Genomic DNA, 19,515 nt, shown 5'->3' with positions numbered 1-19,515 from the left:
AGTTCTTGTTACGAGGCGAAAATCACGTCTTCGCGCTGGCTGACATGCCAGGGAATGACGAGCTTCTCGATCCGGTCCACGATCCAGAACAGGATCACGCCGAGCAACGCCAGGATCACCAGCGCTGCGAACATGGTCGGCAGGTCGAAGGTTCCGATCGAGCGCTGCATCACGTAGCCGATGCCGGAATTGGAGCCGACGAACTCGCCGACGACGGCGCCGACCACGGCAAGCGTCACCGACACTTTGAGGCCGGAGAAGATGGCCGGCAGCGCATGCGGCAGGTTCACCGCGAGGAAAACCCGGAACCGGCTCCCCTGCATCGCGCGGGCGAGGTCGACCATATCAGGGTCGACGGACTTGAAGCCCTGCACGGCGGAAACGACCACGGGGAAGAAGCCGAGCAGGAACGCCGAAATCACTTTGGGAATGATGCCGAAGCCAAACCAGACCACGAACAGCGGCGCGATCGCGATCTTCGGCACGGATTGCGAGAACACCAGCAGCGGATAGACGTAGCTCTCCACTGTCTTCGAGCCCGCGATCAGCATGGCGACGGGAATGCCGAACAGCGCCGACAGCAGGAAGCCGCAGACGGTGGCGTAAGTGGTCGGCCAGGACTGGCGCAGCAGTTCCGGCCATTCGGTGCGCAGCACCGCGACGACATCGGCCGGCGCCGGGATCTGATAGGCGGGGATCTTGAACAGGCGGATCGCAAGATCCCAGGCGACGACGATGAAGACCAGGAACAGGAACGGCCGGACCCAGGCCGCGTTCAGCATCTTGGATACCGCACCTTGCGGCTTCAACTCAGCCACGTCTCACTCCCGGCATTCTTCTTCGTTCGGGGGAGAAATTAACTCGTTGGATAAATACTGTCCAGAGCTTTCCCTGTGACGTTTTGTGCCGGTTCCTCACCTGCGCTCGTGTCCCGGACACGCTGCTGCGCTACGTCGGGGGCACGACACCGCCTCACCCTCGGTGTCATTCCCCGCGAAAGCGGGGAATCCAGTACGCCGCGGCTTCTCGGTTCAATCTCAACCGACTCTGGAATACTGGATTGCCCGCCTTCGCGGGCAATGACTGCGGAGATTGAGGAAACGGCGGACGATCCGTCCACAAACGTGCGGACCAGGCCGCTACGCCGTCTGCGCCACCGCGCTGTGCGACTTCGGCGCCTTGGCGATCTCGAACAGCGCGGTCGATCGGCCCGTCAGCGCGGCCAGCACGAGGCCGACCATGTGCGAAAGCCGCTCGTCCTTGGCGTCCTTGGCCAGCAGATCGCGGCCGAAGATCACGCTCAACGTGGCCGAATTGGAGAGATAGAAGAAGCAGAGCCCGGCGATGGAGATGTAGAGCTGCACCGGATCGACCGCGACCTGGAAGTCGCCGCTGTCGACGCCGCGCAGCACCACGGTGCGGATCATCGCGACAAAGGGCGAATGCATCGACTTGACCTTGGTCGAGCGCTTGAGGTGCTTTGCGCGCGCGAGGTTCTCGGTCTGGAGCAGCGACAGGAATTCCGGGTTGCGCAGGAAGTAGTTCCAGGTGAACTCGATCAGCCGCCGGATCGCCTCGGGCGGATCGAGATGCTCGAGATCGAGCCCCCGCTCCTCGCTGCGGATCTTGTCATAGGCGCCTTCGAGCACCGCGAGATAGAGCTCGTCCTTGTTGCCGACGTGATAGTAGAGCATGCGCTTGTTGGCGCCGGCCTTCGCCGCGATGCGGTCGACACGCGCGCCCGCGAGCCCGTGGGTGGAGAATTCCTGCTTGGCAGCCTCGAGAATGCGCAGCCGCATCCCCTCGGGGTCGCGCTGCCATTTCAGAGTTCGCTTTGCCTTCGCCAAACCGGTTGCTCGCTGGGTGCTACGGTATGCCATGTACCACGCGCCCGCCGTCATTGCGAGCGCAGCGAAGCAATCCAGAGTCCCTCTGCGGAAAGACTCTGGATTGCTTCGTCGCTTCGCTCCTCGCAATGACGGGTGGAGAGGGCGGAGCTTCAATCCGCCGGCTTCGGCGAGCGCTCCAGCAGCACGGTCTGGATCCCACAGGTGCCATTCCGCACCGTCATGATCCGCGTGCCCGGCTTGCGGCCGTTGCGCACCTCGGTGACGTCGAGGCCGGCGGCGATCAGGCGGGCGCGCGTGGCGTCGATGTCGGCGACCCGCCAGCTCAGGCCCCAGAGACGATCATGCAGGGAATCCCCACCCGCCACGGGGCGGCGCACCACTTCGACGATGAGATCACCGCAGCGGAAGAACATCAGCTGGCCCCAATCCTGGTGCGAGCGGTCCAGTGCGAGATCAAGGCCGAGCCGCGCGCCATAGAGCGCGGCGGCCCGGTCGGAATCCTCGGTGGTGATCACGACGTGGTCGAGCCCATCGATCGGCGCGATGTCGGTCGCAGCCGACAGCGGCCGCTCCTCAGCGAGTTCGAGGAAGAACATGCGCACGCCGCGCGTCAATTCGGTGGCGGCACGCGTGCGTTTCCAGTGCAGGATTGCGCCGCTCGCGACGTCGTTGCTTTCGACCTCGGCGACCGGATCCGGCCTCAAGGCCACCCGCTCCAGCCGCCGGTGCATCTTGCCCATGTCTGCGACACGAAAGCACAGGCTGGCGAGCACGCCCTCGCGGTCGTCGAGCAGCGCGCGGATCCGGTCCGCCGCAACGTTAAAGCCGCTCGGCGCCATCAGCTCGATCGTCATGTTCGCAAGCGTGAACAGCACGCGGTCGGCGCCCTCGCCGGAGTTCTGCCAGGCCGGCGCGCGCCCGAGCAGCGTCTGATACGCCGCCTTGGCCGCACCGATATCCCTCACCAGGGCGACGACGTGATCGAGGCCGGTGATCATCATTCCCCCTTTGATCGACCTGGAACCATATTTCGAAGGACGGCGTTTGTCCGGGCTTGGCATGGACCGGTGATGGTCGTATTCCGGCCCCATGCCGACCTCAAGCGCTCGGGCGGCAGATTTGCGAATAATTTCAGCGTCCCCAGAGCGGAACCGGTGTTAGAGTAAGCCCGCCGGCCGGGACCACCCAGCGCATCACGGACAACCAATGCAGGCTCTCTTTATCGGTCAGACCTATATCGACGTCGTCTTCATCACCGACCACATGCCGACCGGCGACGAAAAGCACGTGGCAACCGACTACGCAGTCTCCTTCGGCGGCAACGCGGTCACGGCGGCGTTCTGCTGCGCCAAGCTCGGCATCGTGCCCGATCTCATCGCCACGGCGGCCAATGACTGGCTGGGGCGGATGTTCCAGGACATGTGCGCGAAATACGCGATCTCGCTGCACGGGCGGAAGGTCAATCAGTCCTCGCTGTCCTTCATCATGCCCAAGGACGGCAAGCGCGCCATCGTCCGCTGCCGCGACGACGAGCACATCCATCCGTTCCCGATGCTCAATCTCGGCGGCTGCCGCGCCCTGCACATCGACGGCCATCAACCCGATGCCGCGATCCACTATGCAAAGGTCTGTCGCGAGGCCGGCATCCTGACCTCGCTCGACGGCGGCGGCCTGCGCACCAACACGCATGAGCTGCTCGCATTCATCGACGTCGCCATCGTCGCCGAACGCCTGTGTGAGCAGATGGACCTGACGCCCGAGAAGATGCTCGACTACCTCAAGAGCCGCGGCTGCAAGATCGGCGGCGTCACCATGGGTGAGAAGGGCCTGCTCTGGTACAATGAAACGGGTGCGGTCGACGTCATGCCGGCGATGCCGATCCCGCGCGAGCGCGTGATCGACACCAACGGCGCCGGCGACGTCTTCCACGGCGCCTATGTCTATTCCTACCTCGCCCATCCCGGCAAAAGCTGGCGCGAGCATTTTGATTTTGCCCGCGCCGCCTCGACCTTCAAGATCCAGCGGCTCGGCAACGAGGCCGGGCTGCCGACCCTTGTGGACATCGCCAAAGTCAGGCACGAGTTCGAAGTCAGGGTCTAGGGTTTTGTAAGGGCATATCATGGGGCGCGTCTTTATCGCCGGCAGCATCAACATGGATGTGGTGGCGACCGCCGATCGCCATCCCAAAGTCGGCGAGACCGTCGCCGGCCGGCAGGTGCTGTATTTTCCCGGCGGCAAGGGCGCGAACCAGGCCGTCGCGGCGTCACGGCTCGGTGCGAAGACGACGCTGATCGGCCGGCTTGGCAAGGATTCGTTTGGCGCTGAGTTGCGGACGTTCCTCGGTGCGCAGGGCATCGAGCTCGGCTCAGTTCGGGACGCCGACACGCATACCGGCACCGCGATCATCACGGTGGCGGCCTCCGACAACACCATCGTCGTCATCCCCGGCAGCAATGCGCTGGTCAGCGCGGACGATGTCGCGGACGTTCCGCTGGCGAAGGGCGATGTCGCCGTCAGCCAGTTCGAGATTCCGCTGCCGACGATTGCCGCCTTCTTCCAGCGCGCCCGTAGCGCCGGCGCCACGACGCTGCTCAACCCGGCCCCCGCGCAAAAGATGTCCGCCGAGCTGCTGGCGCTCGTCGACATCCTCGTGCTGAACGAGACCGAGCTCGGCTTCCTCGCAGGCGTGGAGCTCTCCGACGGCGACGAGGCCGCAAGAATCATCGACGTCGCGCGCCAACTTCAGGCGCGCGAGGACCAGACCATCTGCGTGACGCTCGGCAAGCGGGGCGTGCTCGCGCTCGCCGGCCGCGAGGAATGCGCGGTGCCCGGCCGCGCGGTGAAGGCGGTCGACACCACCGGCGCCGGCGATTGCTTCGTCGGCGCACTCGCGGCGCAACTGGCGGAGGGCGTGTCCCTGCGTGCCGCACTCGCTTTCGCCAACGCGGCCGCCTCAATCAGCGTGCAGCGCATGGGCGCCGGGCCGTCGATGCCGACGGCCGCGGAAGTCGCCGCGGTCTTGTAGAGCGCGGCGCTTTCTTCATCTCGCCCCGCTTGCGGGGAGAGGTCGGATTGCATCGAAGATGCAATCCGGGTGAGGGGGAGTCTCCGCGAGCCCGACTGTCACCGTATGCGCCCCTCACCCCGCCCCTCTCCCCGTAAGAACGGGGCGAGGGAGAAGAGACTCACGCCAGCGCGCTCTTCAGGTCGAAGCCTTCATCCGCGGCCTGCTCCGGCGTGATCGAGCGCTCCAGGCCGAACAGGCGGCGGCCGAACATGTGGTCGCCGGCACGATTGACCGACTCGATGCCGAGCAGTCTGTCGCCCTTGTAGCAGAACGCCGAGAACGCCTTCTTCGCGGGATCCCCGCGCAGCACGACGCGGTCGTAGCCGGTGGTCAGCCCCGCCATCTGGAGCTTGTCGTCGCCCTGGTCGCTCCAGAACCAGGGATGGCTGTCGTAGGCCTTGCGGTCGCCGGTCAGCCGCGCCGCGAGGCAGCGCGCGTGATCGGTGGCGTTCTGCACCGATTCCAGCCGCTGCGACCCGCCAAAGCGCGGACTGGCGAATAGCGCGCAGTCGCCGATCGCGGAGATGTCAGGATCGGACGTCGAGAGATATTCGTCGACGATGATGCCGGCGGCGACAGGAAGCCCCGCCTCGGCCGCAAGCTCGATGTTCGGCAGCACGCCGACACCGACCACGACGAGGTCGGCCGGCAGATGCCTTCCGTCGCTCAAGGAAACGCCGGTGACCTTGCCGCCCTCAGCCTCGATCGAGGTTGCCTGCACACCGAGGTGAATGCGAATGCCGGCCTCGCGATGCCGCGCCTGAAAATACTCCGAGACCTCCGCCGTCACCGCGCGCGCCATCACGCGCGGGGCGAGTTCGAGCACGTCCACCTCGAGGCCCTTGATCCGCGCGGTGGCCGCGAATTCGAGGCCGATGAAGCCGGCGCCGATCACCACGACACGCGACTTCGACGGCATGATCTTTCGCAGCGCCTCGCTGTCGTCGAGGATGCGCAGATATTTCACGTCGGGCAAATTCGCATTCAGCAAATCAAGCAGGCGGTTGCGCGCGCCCGTGGCCAGCACGAGGTGGCCGTAAGGCAGCGTCTCGCCGGATGCGAGATGCACCTTGTGGCCGGCGCGATCGATCGACACCGCGCGGCCCGCGATCAGCTCAATCTTCTGATCCTGGTAGAATTTCTCCGGCCGGAACATCAGGCTCTCCGGCCCTGCCGAGCCCTTGATATAGGCCTTGGACAGCGGCGGCCGCTGATAGGGCAGATGCGCCTCGTCGTTGATCAGGCAGACGCGGTCGGAAAAGCCCGCCTGGCGCAGGGATGCCGCGACCTGATAGCCGCCATGACCGGCACCGACAATGATCACCGGACCATCCGTCATTGGAACAGCCCATTTCCGGAGACACGAGCGTCACCCATGTCGTCTCCTCTCTCGCTGATATTGGCTTGGCTTGCCCAGGAGGAGCCGGCGCTCGTGTCCGTTCCTAAACGAAGGCGGCCCCATTTGAGCCCATCATTCCGTCCTGCGCAAGAGCGGCATGCGGGGATTGTCACCCGTCGCCTTCTGCGATTTAGTCGCCACCAACCACCTCATGCCGGGGATATTCCAGATGCCAGCTCCCGTCTCCAAACCCGATGATCCCGCCCTGCTGCGGATCGACGGCCCGATCGCAACCATCACGCTCAACCGCCCCGCCGCGTTCAACTCGGTCAACCTTGGGATCGCGCAGAAGCTCGAACAGCTCGCGGCCTATCTCGAAGGCGCCGACGACATCAGGGTCGTCGTGCTCGAAGGAGAAGGCCGCGCCTTCTCCGCCGGCGGCGATCTGCAGACGATCGGCGCTGCGGCCGAAACCGGAACGGTCACGCCGGTCGTCGGCGAGCTGCTGAAGCATTATCACGCCTTCATCGAGATCATCCGGCGTATGCCGAAGATTTCGCTGTCCAGCGTGCACGGCTCGGCGGCCGGCGCCGGCATGGGCCTCGCCTTCGTCACGGATCTCTGCATCGCCGCGGAGGATGCCAAGTTCACGCCGGCCTATGCCAAGATCGGGGTGTCGCCGGACGGCGGTTCGACGGTCGGGATCGTCGGTACGGTCGGATCGCGACGTGCGCTCCAGATCTTCCTGTCGGAGGACAATTTTACCGCGCAGCAGGCCTATGAATGGGGCCTGGTTGCGAAGGTCGTCCCCGCCGCGGAGTTGAAGGCGGCCACGCGAAAACTCGCCGAGCGCCTGGCGCAGAATCCGCCGGCGGCGATCGCCGGCACCAAGTCGCTGGTCTACCAGGCCGCGACCACGCCGGTGAAGCAGCAGCTCGATGCCGAGGAGCACAAGATCATCATGGCGATGAACACGGAGGATTTCCGCGTCGCCGTGAAAAAATTCACGAGCAAGGGCAAGTGAGCGCGCCGGCACGCTCGTTCTGCGGCCTGCGCCACGGCGCGACCGACTGGAATAGGCGGGGGCTGTTTCAGGGACGAACCGACAACCCGCTGAACGCGGACGGCCTTGCGCAGGCGCACGAGGCCGCGGACATGTTGCGCGGTATCGGCATCAGCCGAATCGTCGCGAGCCCGCTGGTGCGCGCGGCACGAACGGCCGAGATCATCGCAGACGCCATCTCGGTGCCGCTCTCGATCGACGACGGCATCATCGAGTTTGATTTCGGAAGCTTCGAGGGCCTCCCTGTCCGCGACCTCATGATCAAGCACGGCGTCAACTCAGCGACCGGCCTCGTCTCGATCCTGCCCGCCGACGGCGAAAACTGGGACGCCATGACCGATCGGTCGCTGGCTTGCGTCTCCGCATGGCTCGACCGTCATCCCGACGACGACATCCTGTTCGTCTGCCACGACGCGGTGATGCAGGGAATGGCGAAATCGCTGTGCGGCAGCTATTTCAAGAACAGCCACGGCACGCCGTTTCGCTATCTTCGCGAGGGCGAGCAATGGCGCGTCGAGCAGCTCGTCACTTAGGACAGATGTAGCCTGTCCCCGCCGGCGACTTGAAGCATCCGACCGACTCCGGCAGCACGTGCTGCGGCAGCCACAGCACCACGCTCGGGAAATAGATCGCAAACGCGATCGTGGCCAGGAACACCACATAGATCGGCAAGGCGGCGCGTAAGGCCTTGGCAAAACTGATGCCGACGAATTTCGAGGCCATCAGCAGCACCAGCCCGTATGGCGGCGTGATCAAGCCGAAGGCGAGCGTGGCGATCAGCACCACGCCCATGTGCACGGCGTTGATGTCGCCGGCCTCGGTCAGCGCGTTGACCAGCGGCATGAAGATGATGATGGTCGGCACCGGCTCGATGAAGTCACCGACCACGGTGAAGAGCAGCACCATCAGCAGCATGATCAGATGCGGATCGTTGCCGGCGATCGAGGTGATCATGTCGGCGATGTAGCTGGCGCCGCGCAAGTAAGCGAGCATCCAGCCGAAGGCGTTGGCGGCGCCGATCGTGATCAGCGGCAGCGAGAAGATCAGGCCGGCAAGACAGAAATCGTAAGGAATCTTCCTGATGTGGCCGCGGTTGAGCGCGGGGATCACGACGACGACAATCCAGACGACCGCGACGACGCCGGCTTCCGTCGGCGTGAACCAGCCGGTCAGGATGCCGCCGAGCAAAATGACCGGAATCATCAGCGGCAAGGCCGCATCGCCCGCGGCGAAAACCACCTGCCGCAGCGGAGCGCGCGGCTTGCGCAGGCCGGAGGGGCCGAAGAAGTAGCAGTAGATCATCAGGCCGAAGCCGATCATCAGGCCGGGCACGACGCCCGCCATGAACAGGCCGGCGATCGAGACGTTGCCGACGGCGCCATAGACCACCGCCGTGATGCTCGGCGGCACCAGCGCGGCGATGGTCGAGGCGGACGCGATGATCGCCGCAATGAAGGCGGGCTCGTAGCCCTCGCGCTTCATCGGGCCGCCCAGCGCACGGCTCATCACGGCGACGTCGGCGGTGGTCGAGCCCGACATTTCCGAGAAGAACATGCTGAAGACAACGACGACCTGCGATAGCCCGCCCCTGATGTGCCCGACCAGCGACACCGACAGGTTTGCGATCCGTACCACCACATTGGCCGAGCTCATGAGCTCGCCCACCAGCAGGAAGAACGGGATCGCGAGCAGCGCTTCGGAATCGACGCCGTCGAAGATCTTCTGGATGATTGCGGCCAGCGAGACATCCGACAGGAGCGCACCGATGAAGACGCCGGCCATCAGCGAGAACGGCACGGGCACGCCGAGATAGCCGAACGACAGGAAGCAGATCGACATCAACGCCAGGACAACAGGTGCGCTCACGGCTGCGCCCTCATCTGCACGTCCGTGATGACGGGCGCTCCGTCCTCTTCGGGAGGCTCGCGATGGTCAAAGCCGTTGCGCAAGCCGTTGACGAGCTGCTCGATGGTGAACAGGCCGATCAGCACGCCGGACAGCGGGATGATCGCATAGAGCGAGGCGATCGGGGTGCCCGACGGCAGGCGGAAACTGCCGAAGCCGCGAAGATAATTCTGATAGCCGTACCAGACCAGGCAGAAGGCGACGCCGAGCACGACCAGACGAATGATCACCTCGACGATCAGCCGCGCCGTGCCGTGCATCGCTTCGGAGATCGCCGTGAGATAGAGGTGATCGTTGCGTCGGGTCGCGGCCGCGGTCCCGACGAAGATCGCATAGATGAACAGCGTCGAGGTGACTTCCTGAAGCCACAGCCAGGGGTGGCCGATGGTGCGCGTGACGATGTCGGCGGTGACCGACAGCGAGAAGCCGAAGCAGAGCACGCCGCAGAGGATCATCAGCGCAAGCTCGAGCCAGTCGAGCCAGCGCCATTTGAGGTGGCGTTGCCGTTGCACCAGCAGTTTGTCGGCGATGGCCATTTACTTCCGCTCCGCGATTCCACACCCGCCGTCGTCATGGCCGGGCTTGTCCCGGCCATCCACGCTTGGACGCACCGGAGAAAGAACGTGGATGCCCGGGACATCTGGCGCGACGGCGCGCTTCGCGCTTCTGCCCGGGCATGACGGCTTCGATTGGGGCTAATTGACCGACCGGATCAAATTCTTGATCTTCTCGGCGTGCGGGCCGAGATCCTTGGCGAGCTTGTCGAGATAGGGATCGGCGACCACCGTGAAGCTCTTCTTGTCGACATTGTCGACGACCTTGACGCCCATCTTCTTCAGCTTCTCGGCCGCGCTGCGCTCGAGCTCGAACGCCTTCGCGGGTTCTTTCGTGCTGACCTCATTGGCCGCGGACTGCACCCAGCCCTTCTGCTCGGCCGACAGGCTCTGCCAGAGCTTGTCGGAGACGAACACCAGCGCGTTGTTGGCCTCGTGCTCGGTGATGTTCAGGACAGGGGCGACCTCGTAGTGCTTGTTGACGAGATAGACGTTGATGCTGTTCTCGGCGACCTCGACCACGCCAGTCTGCAGCGAGGTGTAGACGCTGCCGAACGGCATGTGCACGGTCTGGGCGCCATAGGCCGGGAACATCATGTCCTCGGTCGCGGTCGCCTGGACGCGGATCTTCAGCCCCTTGATGTCGCCGACATTGTGGATCTCCTTCTTGGAGTACATGTGGCGCACGCCCTGCGAGCCCGTCGCGATCACGTGCAGGCCCTGCGTGGTCTCGTCGATCAGGGTCTTGAGCGCTTCAAACACCCGGGGATCGGCCAGCCCCTTGATCACATGGTTCTCGTCGCGGAACAGGAAGTGAAGCGACATTACACCCGCCTGCGGCGAGATCGTCGCGGTGTTGGCCGAGGAGATGATGGCGAATTCGATGTCGCCGGCCTTCACGAGCTGGAGCAATTGCGGCTCTTGACCCAGCTGCGCGCCCGGATACTGGTCGATGATCATGGTGCCCTTGCTCAATTCCTTGAGCTTGTCGGCAAAGAGGTCGCCCGCGATGGAATAGCCGGTGTTGCGCGGCTGATCGTAGGCAAAGCGATAATGCTTCACCTCCTGTGCCCCGGCCCCGGTGACGAAAAGTACAGCGGCCATGGCCGCCAACCCACGCATGGATCGTGCAATCATCGTTTCCCCCTGTTTTATCGCCCGCCGCTTGTGCGGTCTGAGCGGTCGTTCGGGTGGTTCGTCACCCCTTCCCAGTCCTCTGCATGAAATCGAAGTCGCAGCCCTCGTCGGCCTGCATGATGGTCTCGTTGAACAGCCAGGCGTAGCCGCGCCGCGCCTCGTCGGGTGCTGCGGCCGGCTTCAATGCGGCGCGCCGACGCTCCAGCTCGGCGGCATCGACCAGCAGCTCGATGCTGCGCTTGGCAACATCCAGCCGGATCATGTCGCCGTTCTTCACCAGCGCGAGCGGTCCGCCGACGGCGGATTCCGGCGTGATGTGAAGCACGATGGTGCCGAACGCGGTGCCGCTCATGCGCGCATCTGAAATGCGCACCATATCCTTGGTGCCGCCGCGCGCGAGCTTCTTCGGGATCGGCAGATAACCCGCCTCCGGCATGCCGGGTGCGCCCTTGGGGCCGGCATTGCGCAGCACCAGCACGTCGTCGGAGTTCACGTCGAGATCGGGATGGTCGACCCGCAAGGTCATGTCCTCGACGGATTCGAACACCACCGCGCGCCCGGTGTGCTGCAACAGCTTGGGGCTCGCGGCCGACTGCTTGATGACGGCACCGCGCGGCGCGAGGTTGCCGTGCAGAACGGCAAGGCCGCCTTCCTTCTTGATCGGATTGTCGCGCGGTCGGATCGCGTCCTGGCCCGGCACGTCCTCCGCATTCGCGACGACATCGCGCAGCGTCTTGCCGCTGATGGTCTTCGCGTCGAGATCGACGAGATCGCCGAGCTGCGCCAGCAATTTCGGCACGCCGCCGGCGTGGTGGAAATGCTCCATGTAGTGCTCGCCCGACGGCTTGAGATCGACCAGCACCGGCACTTCGCGGCCGATCTGGTCGAACACTTCGAGATCGAGGCGGTGGGGCGAACGGTGCGCCATTGCCGTCAAATGGATCAGGCCGTTGGTCGAACCGCCGATCGCCTGGAGCACGACCTGCGCATTCCTGAACGATGCCGGCGTCAGCAATTCGCTCGGCTTGGGCCCCTTGGTCTTGGCCATCTCGGCGGCAACCCTGCCGCTCGCTTCGGCCAGGCGAAAACGTTCGGCATGCGGCGCCGGGATCGTCGCGCTCATCGGCAGCGAGAGGCCCATGGCTTCAATCATGCAGGCCATGGTCGAGGCCGTGCCCATCACCATGCAGGTGCCGACCGACGGCGCGAGGCGGCCATTGACCGCTTCGATCTCGGCATCGTCCATTTCGCCGGCGCGATACTTGCCCCAGAGACGGCGGCAATCGGTGCAGGCCCCTAACACCTCACCTTTGTGGTGGCCGACGACCATCGGCCCGACCGGAATGACCACAGTCGGCAAATCGGCGCTGATCGCGGCCATGACCTGCGCCGGGAGGGTCTTGTCGCAGCCGCCGATCACGATCACCGAATCCATCGGCTGGGCCCGGATCATCTCCTCGGTGTCCATCGCCATCAGGTTGCGCAGATACATCGAGGTCGGATGCGCAAAGCTCTCGGCGATCGAAATGGTCGGAAACACGAACGGCATCGCGCCCGACAGCATCACGCCGCGCTTGGCCGCCTCGATGATCTGCGGGACGTTGCCGTGGCAGGGATTGTAGTCGCTGTAGGTGTTGGTGATGCCGACGATCGGGCGCTCCAGCGCGTCGTCGGAATAGCCCATGGCCTTGATGAACGCCTTGCGCAGGAACAGCGAGAAGCCGGCATCGCCATAGCTCGTCAGCCCTTTGCGCAAACCACTCGTCATCATGCCACTCCTTACGTTGCCATTGTGGTACAGCCTGCCCCTCGATTGTCAATAAGATTGGTCCATATCGTCGCACTTTCTGGCTCTTAGCGGCGCTTGCCGCACGAATTATTGACAATCCATCCCTTCCCTGCTCCACAAGGCGGACCGGCCAGGCGCCGGGAGGCTGAGGGCATGTCCGACATTCGCACCGCAGACGCCATGCCGGTCCGGCGCGACGACCCGGACGATGTCGTCGCGCGGCTGGAAGAGGACATCATCTTCGGCCGCCTGCCACCGGGCGCGCGCCTCACCGAGGACGCGCTGATGTCGCGCTACGGCACCTCCCGGCACTTCGTGCGGCAGGCCCTGGTGGATGCGGAGCGTCGCGGCATCGTCCGCCGCGAGAAGAACGTCGGCGCCACCGTGCGGTTCTATTCGGCCGAAGAAGTCCGGCAGATCTACGAGGTTCGCGAGATGCTGACCCGACAGGCCGCGCTGATGATCCCCCTGCCCGCGCCGCAAGGCCTGATCGACAAGCTGAGCGCGCTGCAGCGGCAATATTGCGCGAGGGCCGATGTGCAGGATCTGCGCGGCATCCACGAGGCCAACGATGCCTTCCACCTCGCGCTGTTCTCGGCCTGCGGCAATCCGTATCTGGTCCGCTCGCTCCAGGACTACATGAACCTGACGCTGCCGATGCGCGCCAAAAACCTCGCCGACCGCGATGGTCTCGCGCAATCGCGGCGCCAGCACGAGCTGATGATCGAGCTGTTGAAGGGCCGCGACAGCTGGGCACTGGCGCAGCTTTGCGTCGATCACATGCAGTTCAGCAAGTCGGATTATCTGGCAAGGATTGCGGGGGAGAGCGAGCGGTAGAGCCTCGCTTCGACGTCTCAGGAGCTCGCGACCGGCCGGCGCGCGACGAGGACTGTGCCGATGCATTGCAGCACGATTTCACGCTTTTGATTGCGGAGATGGATCTGGTTGCGGACGACACCCCTGTCGGAATGCGACTTGGTTTCGCGCTTCTCCAGGATCGTCACCTCAAGACCAAGCTCGTCTCCCGGGCGCACCGGCGCGGGCAACCTGAGTTCATCAAACCCGAGCCCAGCCAGGACGCGAAGCGAAAAGGGCTGTGTCTTGCTCAACAATGAAATGAGGATCGCGAAGGTGTGAGCACCTGATGCCGTCAACCCCGCAAAGACCGAGCGCGCGGCAGCTTCCTCATCGACATGAAAGGGCTGCGGGTCGAACTTCCTGGCAAATTCGATGATTTCGTCCTTCGATACCTGATACGGGCCCGCCGTCCGCAATTTACCGACCTCAGCCTCGTCGAAATACAGGATGACCATCAACGCCTCCCAAGTACCGACTGGTTGTGATGAAACCTTAGCCGTCCCGCCGCTCAAAGTCGGCGGATCGACGCTTCCGCTTTGCTTTGGTCGGACGTGAGATGAACCCCTTAGGATGGGTGGAGCTCTTGTGAAACCCATCGCCTCAGTCTTTCTCTTTCGGGTTCACCTGCAGCCGTGAAGCTCGATGGGTTTCGCTTCGCTCTACCCATCCTACGTGCTTATCGTGGCTCTCTCCTTGCGGCCACCACGCGGCATTCTCGATCGGTCATGCGCGCCCCTGACGACCGACAAAAAGCCCGTACAGGAAGAGAAGGATGATCGCGCCGACCACACTTCCGATGAAGCCCGCACCCTCCCCGAACCGATACCATCCCACGGCCTGGCCGAGCCAGGTCGCAACGAACGCGCCGACTATTCCCAGAACCGTCGTCAGAATGAACCCGCTGGGCTCGGATTTGTCGCCCGGCATGATGAACTTCGCGACCACTCCAACGATAAACCCGATGATGATCGTCCAAAGGATGCCCATGCCATCGCTCCATTCGGTGAGTTTGCACATCCACGTCTGAAGGTGTGATCGCTTGATGGGCCAGACGATCTCGGGAACGACGTTGATCTAGATCAATGGGCAGCAGCGGCCGAACCGAAAGCTGGCGCCTGCTCTTTCTCTTGCGGACGGCGTTCAGCGAGCCCCGCAATGCGAAGCGGATCAATGCATGGCGATCATTGGCGAGATCATGCACACCACGACCTATCGCTATGCAAAGCCGGTGACGTTCGGCACGCACCGGGCGATGTTCCTGCCTCGGCGCGGCGCCTCGACCCGGCTGCTTCGCTGGTCCGCGGCTACCAGCCTGCCGTCAAAGGTGCATTGGGTCACCGACTCCCGCTCCAATGCCGTCACGGTGATGGACTTCAGCGAACCCGGCAGCGAGCTGACATTCACGTTTAGGGTTCGTGGCGTCTATTTCGGCATCAAGGGCCTGGAGACATTTCCGCTGGAGCCCCGGGCCGAGGAGGTCCCCGTGCAGTACACCCCGGACGAATGGACCGACCTTGCCGGTTACCTGCGCCCGCACGCCGACGATGCAGACGGCAGCCATGCGGCGTGGGCCAAGAGCTTCGTTGCCGGCGATCAGGATCGGACCGCCGACGTGCTGCGCCGAATGCTGGGCAAGTTTCGCAGCGACTTCAGCTATCGCGGCAGAGATGCCGAAGGCACACAGTCACCCGGCGAAACGCTGCGAACGAAATCGGGCACCTGCCGGGACTTCGCCTGGCTGATGATCGAGACGTTGCGCCGGCTCGGCTTTGCCGCTCGCTTCGTCAGCGGCTATCTCTATGATGCGGCGCTCGATGGCGGCGCCGTGGGCATGACCGGCTCCGGCGCGACCCACGCATGGGTGCAGGTATTCCTGCCCGGCGCCGGCTGGCTGGATTACGATCCAACCAACAGCTTGAGCGCCGGCTTCGACCTCATTCCGGTGGCCATTGCGCGGCATCCGGGCCAGGCCGTGCCGTTGGCTGGCTCGTGGTTCGGCGATCCCGGCGACTATCTGGGCATGTCGATCAATGTCGCCGTCAACAAGATCGGCGAAATGCTCGATCCTTCGGAAGCGTAGGCTACCGAGATAGGCGCGGCGGTCGCTGACCATGGCATTTTATCGCAACAGTACGAAGGGACACGGGCCGCTCGACGCCGTCGCCGTCCCATTTGAGGCCCTGAAGGGCAGGATCCGGCAACTTTACGAAGGCGACACGTTCGGCTGCATAAAATTCCGATACGCCCTGCTCGCGCTGGACATCGTCACGGTTCTGTTCATCATCGCGACCTCGTTCCTGCCTCGCAACAGGGCCATCGAGTCGCTCGATGTCGTGTTCGGCGTGCTGATCCTTGCGGATTTCGCCGCACGGATGATCATCAGCCGTCAACCGCTGCATGACCTGGCGCGACTTTCGACCTGGACCGACATCGTCGTCATCATTTCGTTCCTTGCGCCGCTCGCCGGAGAGGCCGGCGGCTTCCTGCGCGCATTTCGAACATTGCGACTGCTGCGCGACTACCAAATGGTGGCGCGGCTCCGGATCGACAGCCCCTTCTTCCGGCGAAATGAGGAGGTGGTCTTTGCCGTCGCGAACCTCGGCGTGTTCATCTTCGTGATGACCGGGATCGTCTACGAGACGCAGAAGTCTCACAATCATCAGATCACCAACTATGCCGACGCGCTCTACTTCACGGTCACCGCGCTGACCACGACCGGCTTCGGCGACATCACCTTGCCCGGGACCGTCGGTCGCCTGATCACCGTCGTCATCATGATCTTTGGCGTGACCCTTTTCCTGAATCTCGCCAAGGCACTGCTCGCGCCCTCCAAGGTACGCTTCCCCTGTCCGGTTTGCGCCCTGCAGCGCCACGATGTCGACGCGGTGCATTGCAAAGCTTGTGGCACCGTATTGAACATTCCCGATGAAGGCATGGACTAGGCTGCCAGCCGGCGCGAGTGCCGCGACGGCTGGGGCTGGCCCAGCTCTGCAGGCATCCATCACGGAACGCCGCTGCCCGGGGCGCGTTGGAAGGCCAGGCATTAGCCTTCGGACGCGGCGGGTGGCCGTTTCTCGGAGCATGTCACGCCCAAGGGAGGGCTGACCGAGCGGGCTTGAACAATGAGGGTCTGCGGAGCGATGCGGGCCGGTTTGTTCATCGCATTGATTGCAGCGGCCTGGCTCGGCGGACAGGTCCAGGAGTCCCTCGCACAAACGAAACCTTCCGCTTCTCCGAGTGAAGCCGGGAAAGCGTCTCCGCGAAAGGAAAGCGCCCCCAGGAAGGAAACGAGACGACCTGCGGACCCATTTACGATGGGATTCGTAACCGGTACGCCGCAATGCACTGAATTCGCAATAGCTCAGGACATTGCGACCACACTGGCCAGTGGCCAGGAGACCGGCCCTCATGGCGAAGTCGCTTTGCGGATCGTGCCAATTGTGGGAAACGGCGGTATCCGCAACGTCCTTGATGTGCTCACCCTCGCAGGTGCCGACGTGGCGATCGCGCCTGTTATCCTGGTCGACCGGCTCCGGGAGACAAGGACCTTCGGAGATATCTCTGACAGGCTTACCTACATTGCCCCGCTCCATATCGAAGAGTTCCATCTCCTCGCGCGGCCGGAGATCGCAAGCCTGGCGGAGCTGGCGGGAAAGAGGGTCAATCTCGGCGAGGACGGCAGCGCCGCTGCCTTGCTTGGCCGCGAAGTGTTGAGCCGCCTGGGCATCAAGATCAGCGAGTCGAACTTGGGACCGGAGGCCGCGCTGGATGGTCTGAGGAAAGGAGATCTCTCCGCCGCTCTGTTGGTCTCAGGAAAGCCGGTCAGCTTCCTGGCGCAGGTCTCGCAACTCGATGGTATTCACTTCCTGCCCATCCCCTACTTCAAAGAGCTGCTGGAACAAGATTATCTGCCATCGACACTCCGCCATAAGGACTACCCGAATATCATCGCCGCCGAAGCAAGCGTCGACACGATCGCGATCAAATCCGCTCTCTTCGCCTACAACTGGCCGAGCGGAAGTGAGCGATTTCGGTTGCTGGAGTTATTCGTCCAGACATTGTTCACGCGCTTTCCCGAATTTCTCGGCGACGCGCATCACCCTAAGTGGCGCGAGGTGAACCTAGCCGCGCAGCTCGCCGGATGGCGACGATTCCGACCGGCAGAGCGCTGGCTCCAGCAGCAGTCCGGCGGCGAGGCCGCTCTTCGCAAGGCGTTCGGCCGGTTCCTCGAGGGAAAGCCAACCGCCAATCCGCCAGACCGCGAAGAATTGTTCCGCGACTTCCTGCGCTGGCGAGAACGCAATCCGGCCAAGTGAGCAAACCTTGGCAAGCAAACCTCGGGAGGTGTCGATGCGCAACGCGCTGGTGATCGCAGCCCTGGTTGCGGTACTCGTCTTGATCGCCGACGTGAGAAGGCCTGCCGCCCAATTTGCTCCCTTCTGGCCGCCGACGCTCGCACCGGCCACCGCGCCACCGGCCGACGAGGTTGAGCAAACCAGGACAACCCCTCACCGAAGCAGCAAGGCGCGCAGAAAGCACGAAGTCGTTCGTCCGCCGCCAAATCAGCGGAAGCTCGCCGAAAAAAATGGATACGAACGGGTCAGCGATCTCGTGACCTTCCCGAAGTTCTTTCCGGGCCTCGGCATCATCTTCGTCAAGCCCGACACTTTGCCTCTGGGGCCGTTCCTGTGCTTCGATCGCAGGGATCGTCTGGTGGCGACCGTGTACATGGTCCCGAACAAGGACATCGACGATCACCAGTCATTGGAGGGGGCGGGCTCAGCGCGACCAGTCGATCACGTCAGCCTCTACTTCAACCCGGGTCACCCCGGCGTGGATGTGCCGCATTACCATGTGGTGCTCTGGCATGTGACCAAGAAGCAGGAAGCGCGCGTTGCGAAATGACGTGCGATAAGCAATGCAATCACACGGGCCCCAATTGTCCGAGCACGTCACGGATGATCTGCGCCGGCGCTCCGCGCACATGCGTTGACCGACGACAATGGCCCGTCTTGAGCCGCAAGCCGGGCGCTAGGCCCGGCCCCGGCAATTGTCAGGAATTGGCGAGCGCGCACCTTACCGCTTATTCCAATCGATGATCCGGCTCGTGTCGCCGTCGAACTCGTTGCTGCAGAACGCGCCGCCCTGATAGTGGTCGCCGACCGGATCCGGCTTCAGCTTGGCCTGCTCGGCCATCGCGTGCTCGCGGAAATCCTCGGCGCGGCCGGTGGGGCGATAGCCGAATTCGTAGGCGCGGTGGTTGTCCCACCAGGCGCGCTCGTTGAGGGAGGCGCCGTAGAAGACCTCGAAATGGATGTCGGGATGTTCGAGCCCGATGCGGCAGAGCTGCACGAGGTCGTCAGGCTTCAGCCAGATCGAGAGCCGGCGCTGGTCGAGCGGCATGTCGCCGAAATTGCCGATGCGCAGGCAGGTCACCTTCAAGCCGTGCTTGTCGGCGTAGAGCGCACCGACGGCCTCGCCGAACACCTTGCTGACGCCATAACGGCCGTCGGGGCGCGGGGTGACGTCGGTCCCGATCTTGTGGTGGCGGGGATAGAAGCCGACGGCGTGGTTGGACGAGGCGAACACCACGCGCTTGACGCCCTTGCGGTAGGCGGCCTCGAACAAATTGTAGCCGCCGATGATGTTGGCCTGGAGGATTTGGTCCCAGGTGCCTTCCACCGAATAGCCGCCGAAATGGATGATGCCGTCGACGCCCTCGCAGATCGCCTCGCACTGCGCGAGATCGGCGAGATCCGCCGCCTTGAATTGTTCGTTCGCGCCGAGATCGGCGGGCGGCTTGATGTCGGAGAGCAGGAGATCCGGATAGATCGGCGGCAGCAGCTTTCGCAGGCTCGAGCCGATTCCGCCCGAAGCTCCCGTCATCAAAATACGCGGCATGTCTTCCCTCGCCTGTGGTGACCGATTTGCGGCCGTAGATAACTGATGCTAG

General features: G+C 63.9%; 20 protein-coding genes. 9 read left to right on the top strand and 11 right to left on the bottom strand.

The window, feature by feature from the left end; genetic code table 11:
- Positions 1–8 precede the first annotated feature (8 nt).
- The 3 genes from ACKWRH_RS12495 to ACKWRH_RS12485 form a co-directional block, all read right to left on the bottom strand.
- Entirely contained in the window at positions 9–818 is an 810-nt protein-coding gene (locus ACKWRH_RS12495; RefSeq protein ID WP_071915912.1) for an ABC transporter permease, read from the bottom strand.
- A gap of 321 nt (positions 819–1,139) precedes the next feature.
- Entirely contained in the window at positions 1,140–1,880 is a 741-nt protein-coding gene (locus ACKWRH_RS12490; RefSeq protein ID WP_445220770.1) for a TetR family transcriptional regulator, read from the bottom strand.
- Positions 1,881–1,999: 119 nt separating this feature from the next.
- Positions 2,000–2,848 (bottom strand): VOC family protein, encoded by an 849-nt coding sequence (locus ACKWRH_RS12485; protein WP_445222384.1) that lies wholly within the window; start codon positions 2,846–2,848, stop codon positions 2,000–2,002.
- Between the two features lie 208 nt (positions 2,849–3,056).
- Between ACKWRH_RS12485 and ACKWRH_RS12480 the strand changes: the two genes are divergently transcribed.
- Both ACKWRH_RS12480 and rbsK read left to right on the top strand, forming a co-directional pair.
- Complete coding sequence (locus ACKWRH_RS12480) at positions 3,057–3,950, top strand: sugar kinase (RefSeq protein ID WP_445220769.1); 894 nt, start codon at positions 3,057–3,059, stop codon at positions 3,948–3,950.
- 19 nt (positions 3,951–3,969) lie between these two features.
- Positions 3,970–4,875, top strand: coding sequence for a ribokinase (gene rbsK / locus ACKWRH_RS12475; RefSeq protein WP_445220768.1), 906 nt, complete (start codon positions 3,970–3,972; stop codon positions 4,873–4,875).
- Between the two features lie 160 nt (positions 4,876–5,035).
- Here rbsK and ACKWRH_RS12470 read toward each other — a convergent pair whose 3' ends face one another.
- Complete coding sequence (locus ACKWRH_RS12470; RefSeq protein WP_445220767.1) at positions 5,036–6,256, bottom strand: NAD(P)/FAD-dependent oxidoreductase; 1,221 nt, start codon at positions 6,254–6,256, stop codon at positions 5,036–5,038.
- A 229-nt stretch (positions 6,257–6,485) separates the two neighbouring features.
- Here ACKWRH_RS12470 and ACKWRH_RS12465 point away from each other — a divergent pair, with 229 nt between their 5' ends.
- Together ACKWRH_RS12465 and ACKWRH_RS12460 are read left to right on the top strand one after the other, a co-directional pair.
- Positions 6,486–7,280 (top strand): enoyl-CoA hydratase/isomerase family protein, encoded by a 795-nt coding sequence (locus ACKWRH_RS12465; protein WP_445220766.1) that lies wholly within the window; start codon positions 6,486–6,488, stop codon positions 7,278–7,280.
- Entirely contained in the window at positions 7,277–7,852 is a 576-nt protein-coding gene (locus ACKWRH_RS12460; RefSeq protein WP_445220765.1) for a histidine phosphatase family protein, read from the top strand. Before ACKWRH_RS12465 ends, ACKWRH_RS12460 begins: the two co-directional genes overlap by 4 nt.
- Here the strand turns inward: ACKWRH_RS12460 and ACKWRH_RS12455 are convergent.
- The 4 genes from ACKWRH_RS12455 to ACKWRH_RS12440 form a co-directional block, all read right to left on the bottom strand.
- Positions 7,845–9,185 carry a TRAP transporter large permease gene (locus ACKWRH_RS12455; protein ID WP_445220764.1) on the bottom strand — a complete coding sequence of 447 codons (1,341 nt, stop codon included), beginning with the start codon at positions 9,183–9,185 and terminating at the stop codon, positions 7,845–7,847. The genes ACKWRH_RS12460 and ACKWRH_RS12455 overlap by 8 nt on opposite strands.
- Entirely contained in the window at positions 9,182–9,760 is a 579-nt protein-coding gene (locus ACKWRH_RS12450; RefSeq protein WP_445220763.1) for a TRAP transporter small permease, read from the bottom strand. The genes ACKWRH_RS12455 and ACKWRH_RS12450 overlap by 4 nt, the downstream gene beginning before the upstream one ends.
- Before the next feature lie 159 nt (positions 9,761–9,919).
- On the bottom strand, positions 9,920–10,915 hold the full coding sequence (locus ACKWRH_RS12445; protein ID WP_445220762.1) for a TRAP transporter substrate-binding protein: 996 nt from the start codon (positions 10,913–10,915) through the stop codon (positions 9,920–9,922).
- 61 nt (positions 10,916–10,976) lie between these two features.
- A complete protein-coding gene (locus ACKWRH_RS12440; RefSeq protein ID WP_445220761.1) occupies positions 10,977–12,683 on the bottom strand; it encodes an IlvD/Edd family dehydratase in 1,707 nt (568 codons plus the stop codon).
- A gap of 174 nt (positions 12,684–12,857) precedes the next feature.
- Here ACKWRH_RS12440 and ACKWRH_RS12435 point away from each other — a divergent pair, with 174 nt between their 5' ends.
- Positions 12,858–13,541, top strand: a complete 684-nt coding sequence (locus tag ACKWRH_RS12435) for a GntR family transcriptional regulator (protein WP_445220760.1) — start codon at positions 12,858–12,860, stop codon at positions 13,539–13,541.
- Positions 13,542–13,558: 17 nt separating this feature from the next.
- Here ACKWRH_RS12435 and ACKWRH_RS12430 read toward each other — a convergent pair whose 3' ends face one another.
- Positions 13,559–14,017: a MaoC/PaaZ C-terminal domain-containing protein gene (locus ACKWRH_RS12430; RefSeq protein WP_445220759.1), complete on the bottom strand. Its 459-nt coding sequence runs from the start codon at positions 14,015–14,017 to the stop codon at positions 13,559–13,561.
- 268 nt (positions 14,018–14,285) lie between these two features.
- Positions 14,286–14,549: a GlsB/YeaQ/YmgE family stress response membrane protein gene (locus ACKWRH_RS12425; RefSeq protein ID WP_445220758.1), complete on the bottom strand. Its 264-nt coding sequence runs from the start codon at positions 14,547–14,549 to the stop codon at positions 14,286–14,288.
- A 187-nt stretch (positions 14,550–14,736) separates the two neighbouring features.
- On the opposite strand from ACKWRH_RS12425, the gene ACKWRH_RS12420 reads away from it, so the two are divergent.
- The 4 genes from ACKWRH_RS12420 (at position 14,737) to ACKWRH_RS12405 (ending at position 18,467) form a co-directional block, all read left to right on the top strand.
- Entirely contained in the window at positions 14,737–15,642 is a 906-nt protein-coding gene (locus ACKWRH_RS12420) for a transglutaminase family protein (RefSeq protein ID WP_445220757.1), read from the top strand.
- 31 nt (positions 15,643–15,673) lie between these two features.
- Positions 15,674–16,504: a potassium channel family protein gene (locus tag ACKWRH_RS12415; RefSeq protein ID WP_445220756.1), complete on the top strand. Its 831-nt coding sequence runs from the start codon at positions 15,674–15,676 to the stop codon at positions 16,502–16,504.
- Positions 16,505–16,876: 372 nt separating this feature from the next.
- Entirely contained in the window at positions 16,877–17,878 is a 1,002-nt protein-coding gene (locus ACKWRH_RS12410; protein ID WP_445220755.1) for a TAXI family TRAP transporter solute-binding subunit, read from the top strand.
- 34 nt (positions 17,879–17,912) lie between these two features.
- Positions 17,913–18,467 carry a hypothetical protein gene (locus ACKWRH_RS12405; protein ID WP_445220754.1) on the top strand — a complete coding sequence of 185 codons (555 nt, stop codon included), beginning with the start codon at positions 17,913–17,915 and terminating at the stop codon, positions 18,465–18,467.
- A 171-nt stretch (positions 18,468–18,638) separates the two neighbouring features.
- Here ACKWRH_RS12405 and ACKWRH_RS12400 read toward each other — a convergent pair whose 3' ends face one another.
- Complete coding sequence (locus tag ACKWRH_RS12400) at positions 18,639–19,463, bottom strand: NAD-dependent epimerase/dehydratase family protein (RefSeq protein ID WP_445220753.1); 825 nt, start codon at positions 19,461–19,463, stop codon at positions 18,639–18,641.
- Positions 19,464–19,515: the final 52 nt, after the last annotated feature.

The sequence above is a fragment of the Bradyrhizobium sp. Pa8 genome (genome assembly GCF_052588265.1).
This window is presented reverse-complemented; position numbering and strand designations above follow the sequence as displayed.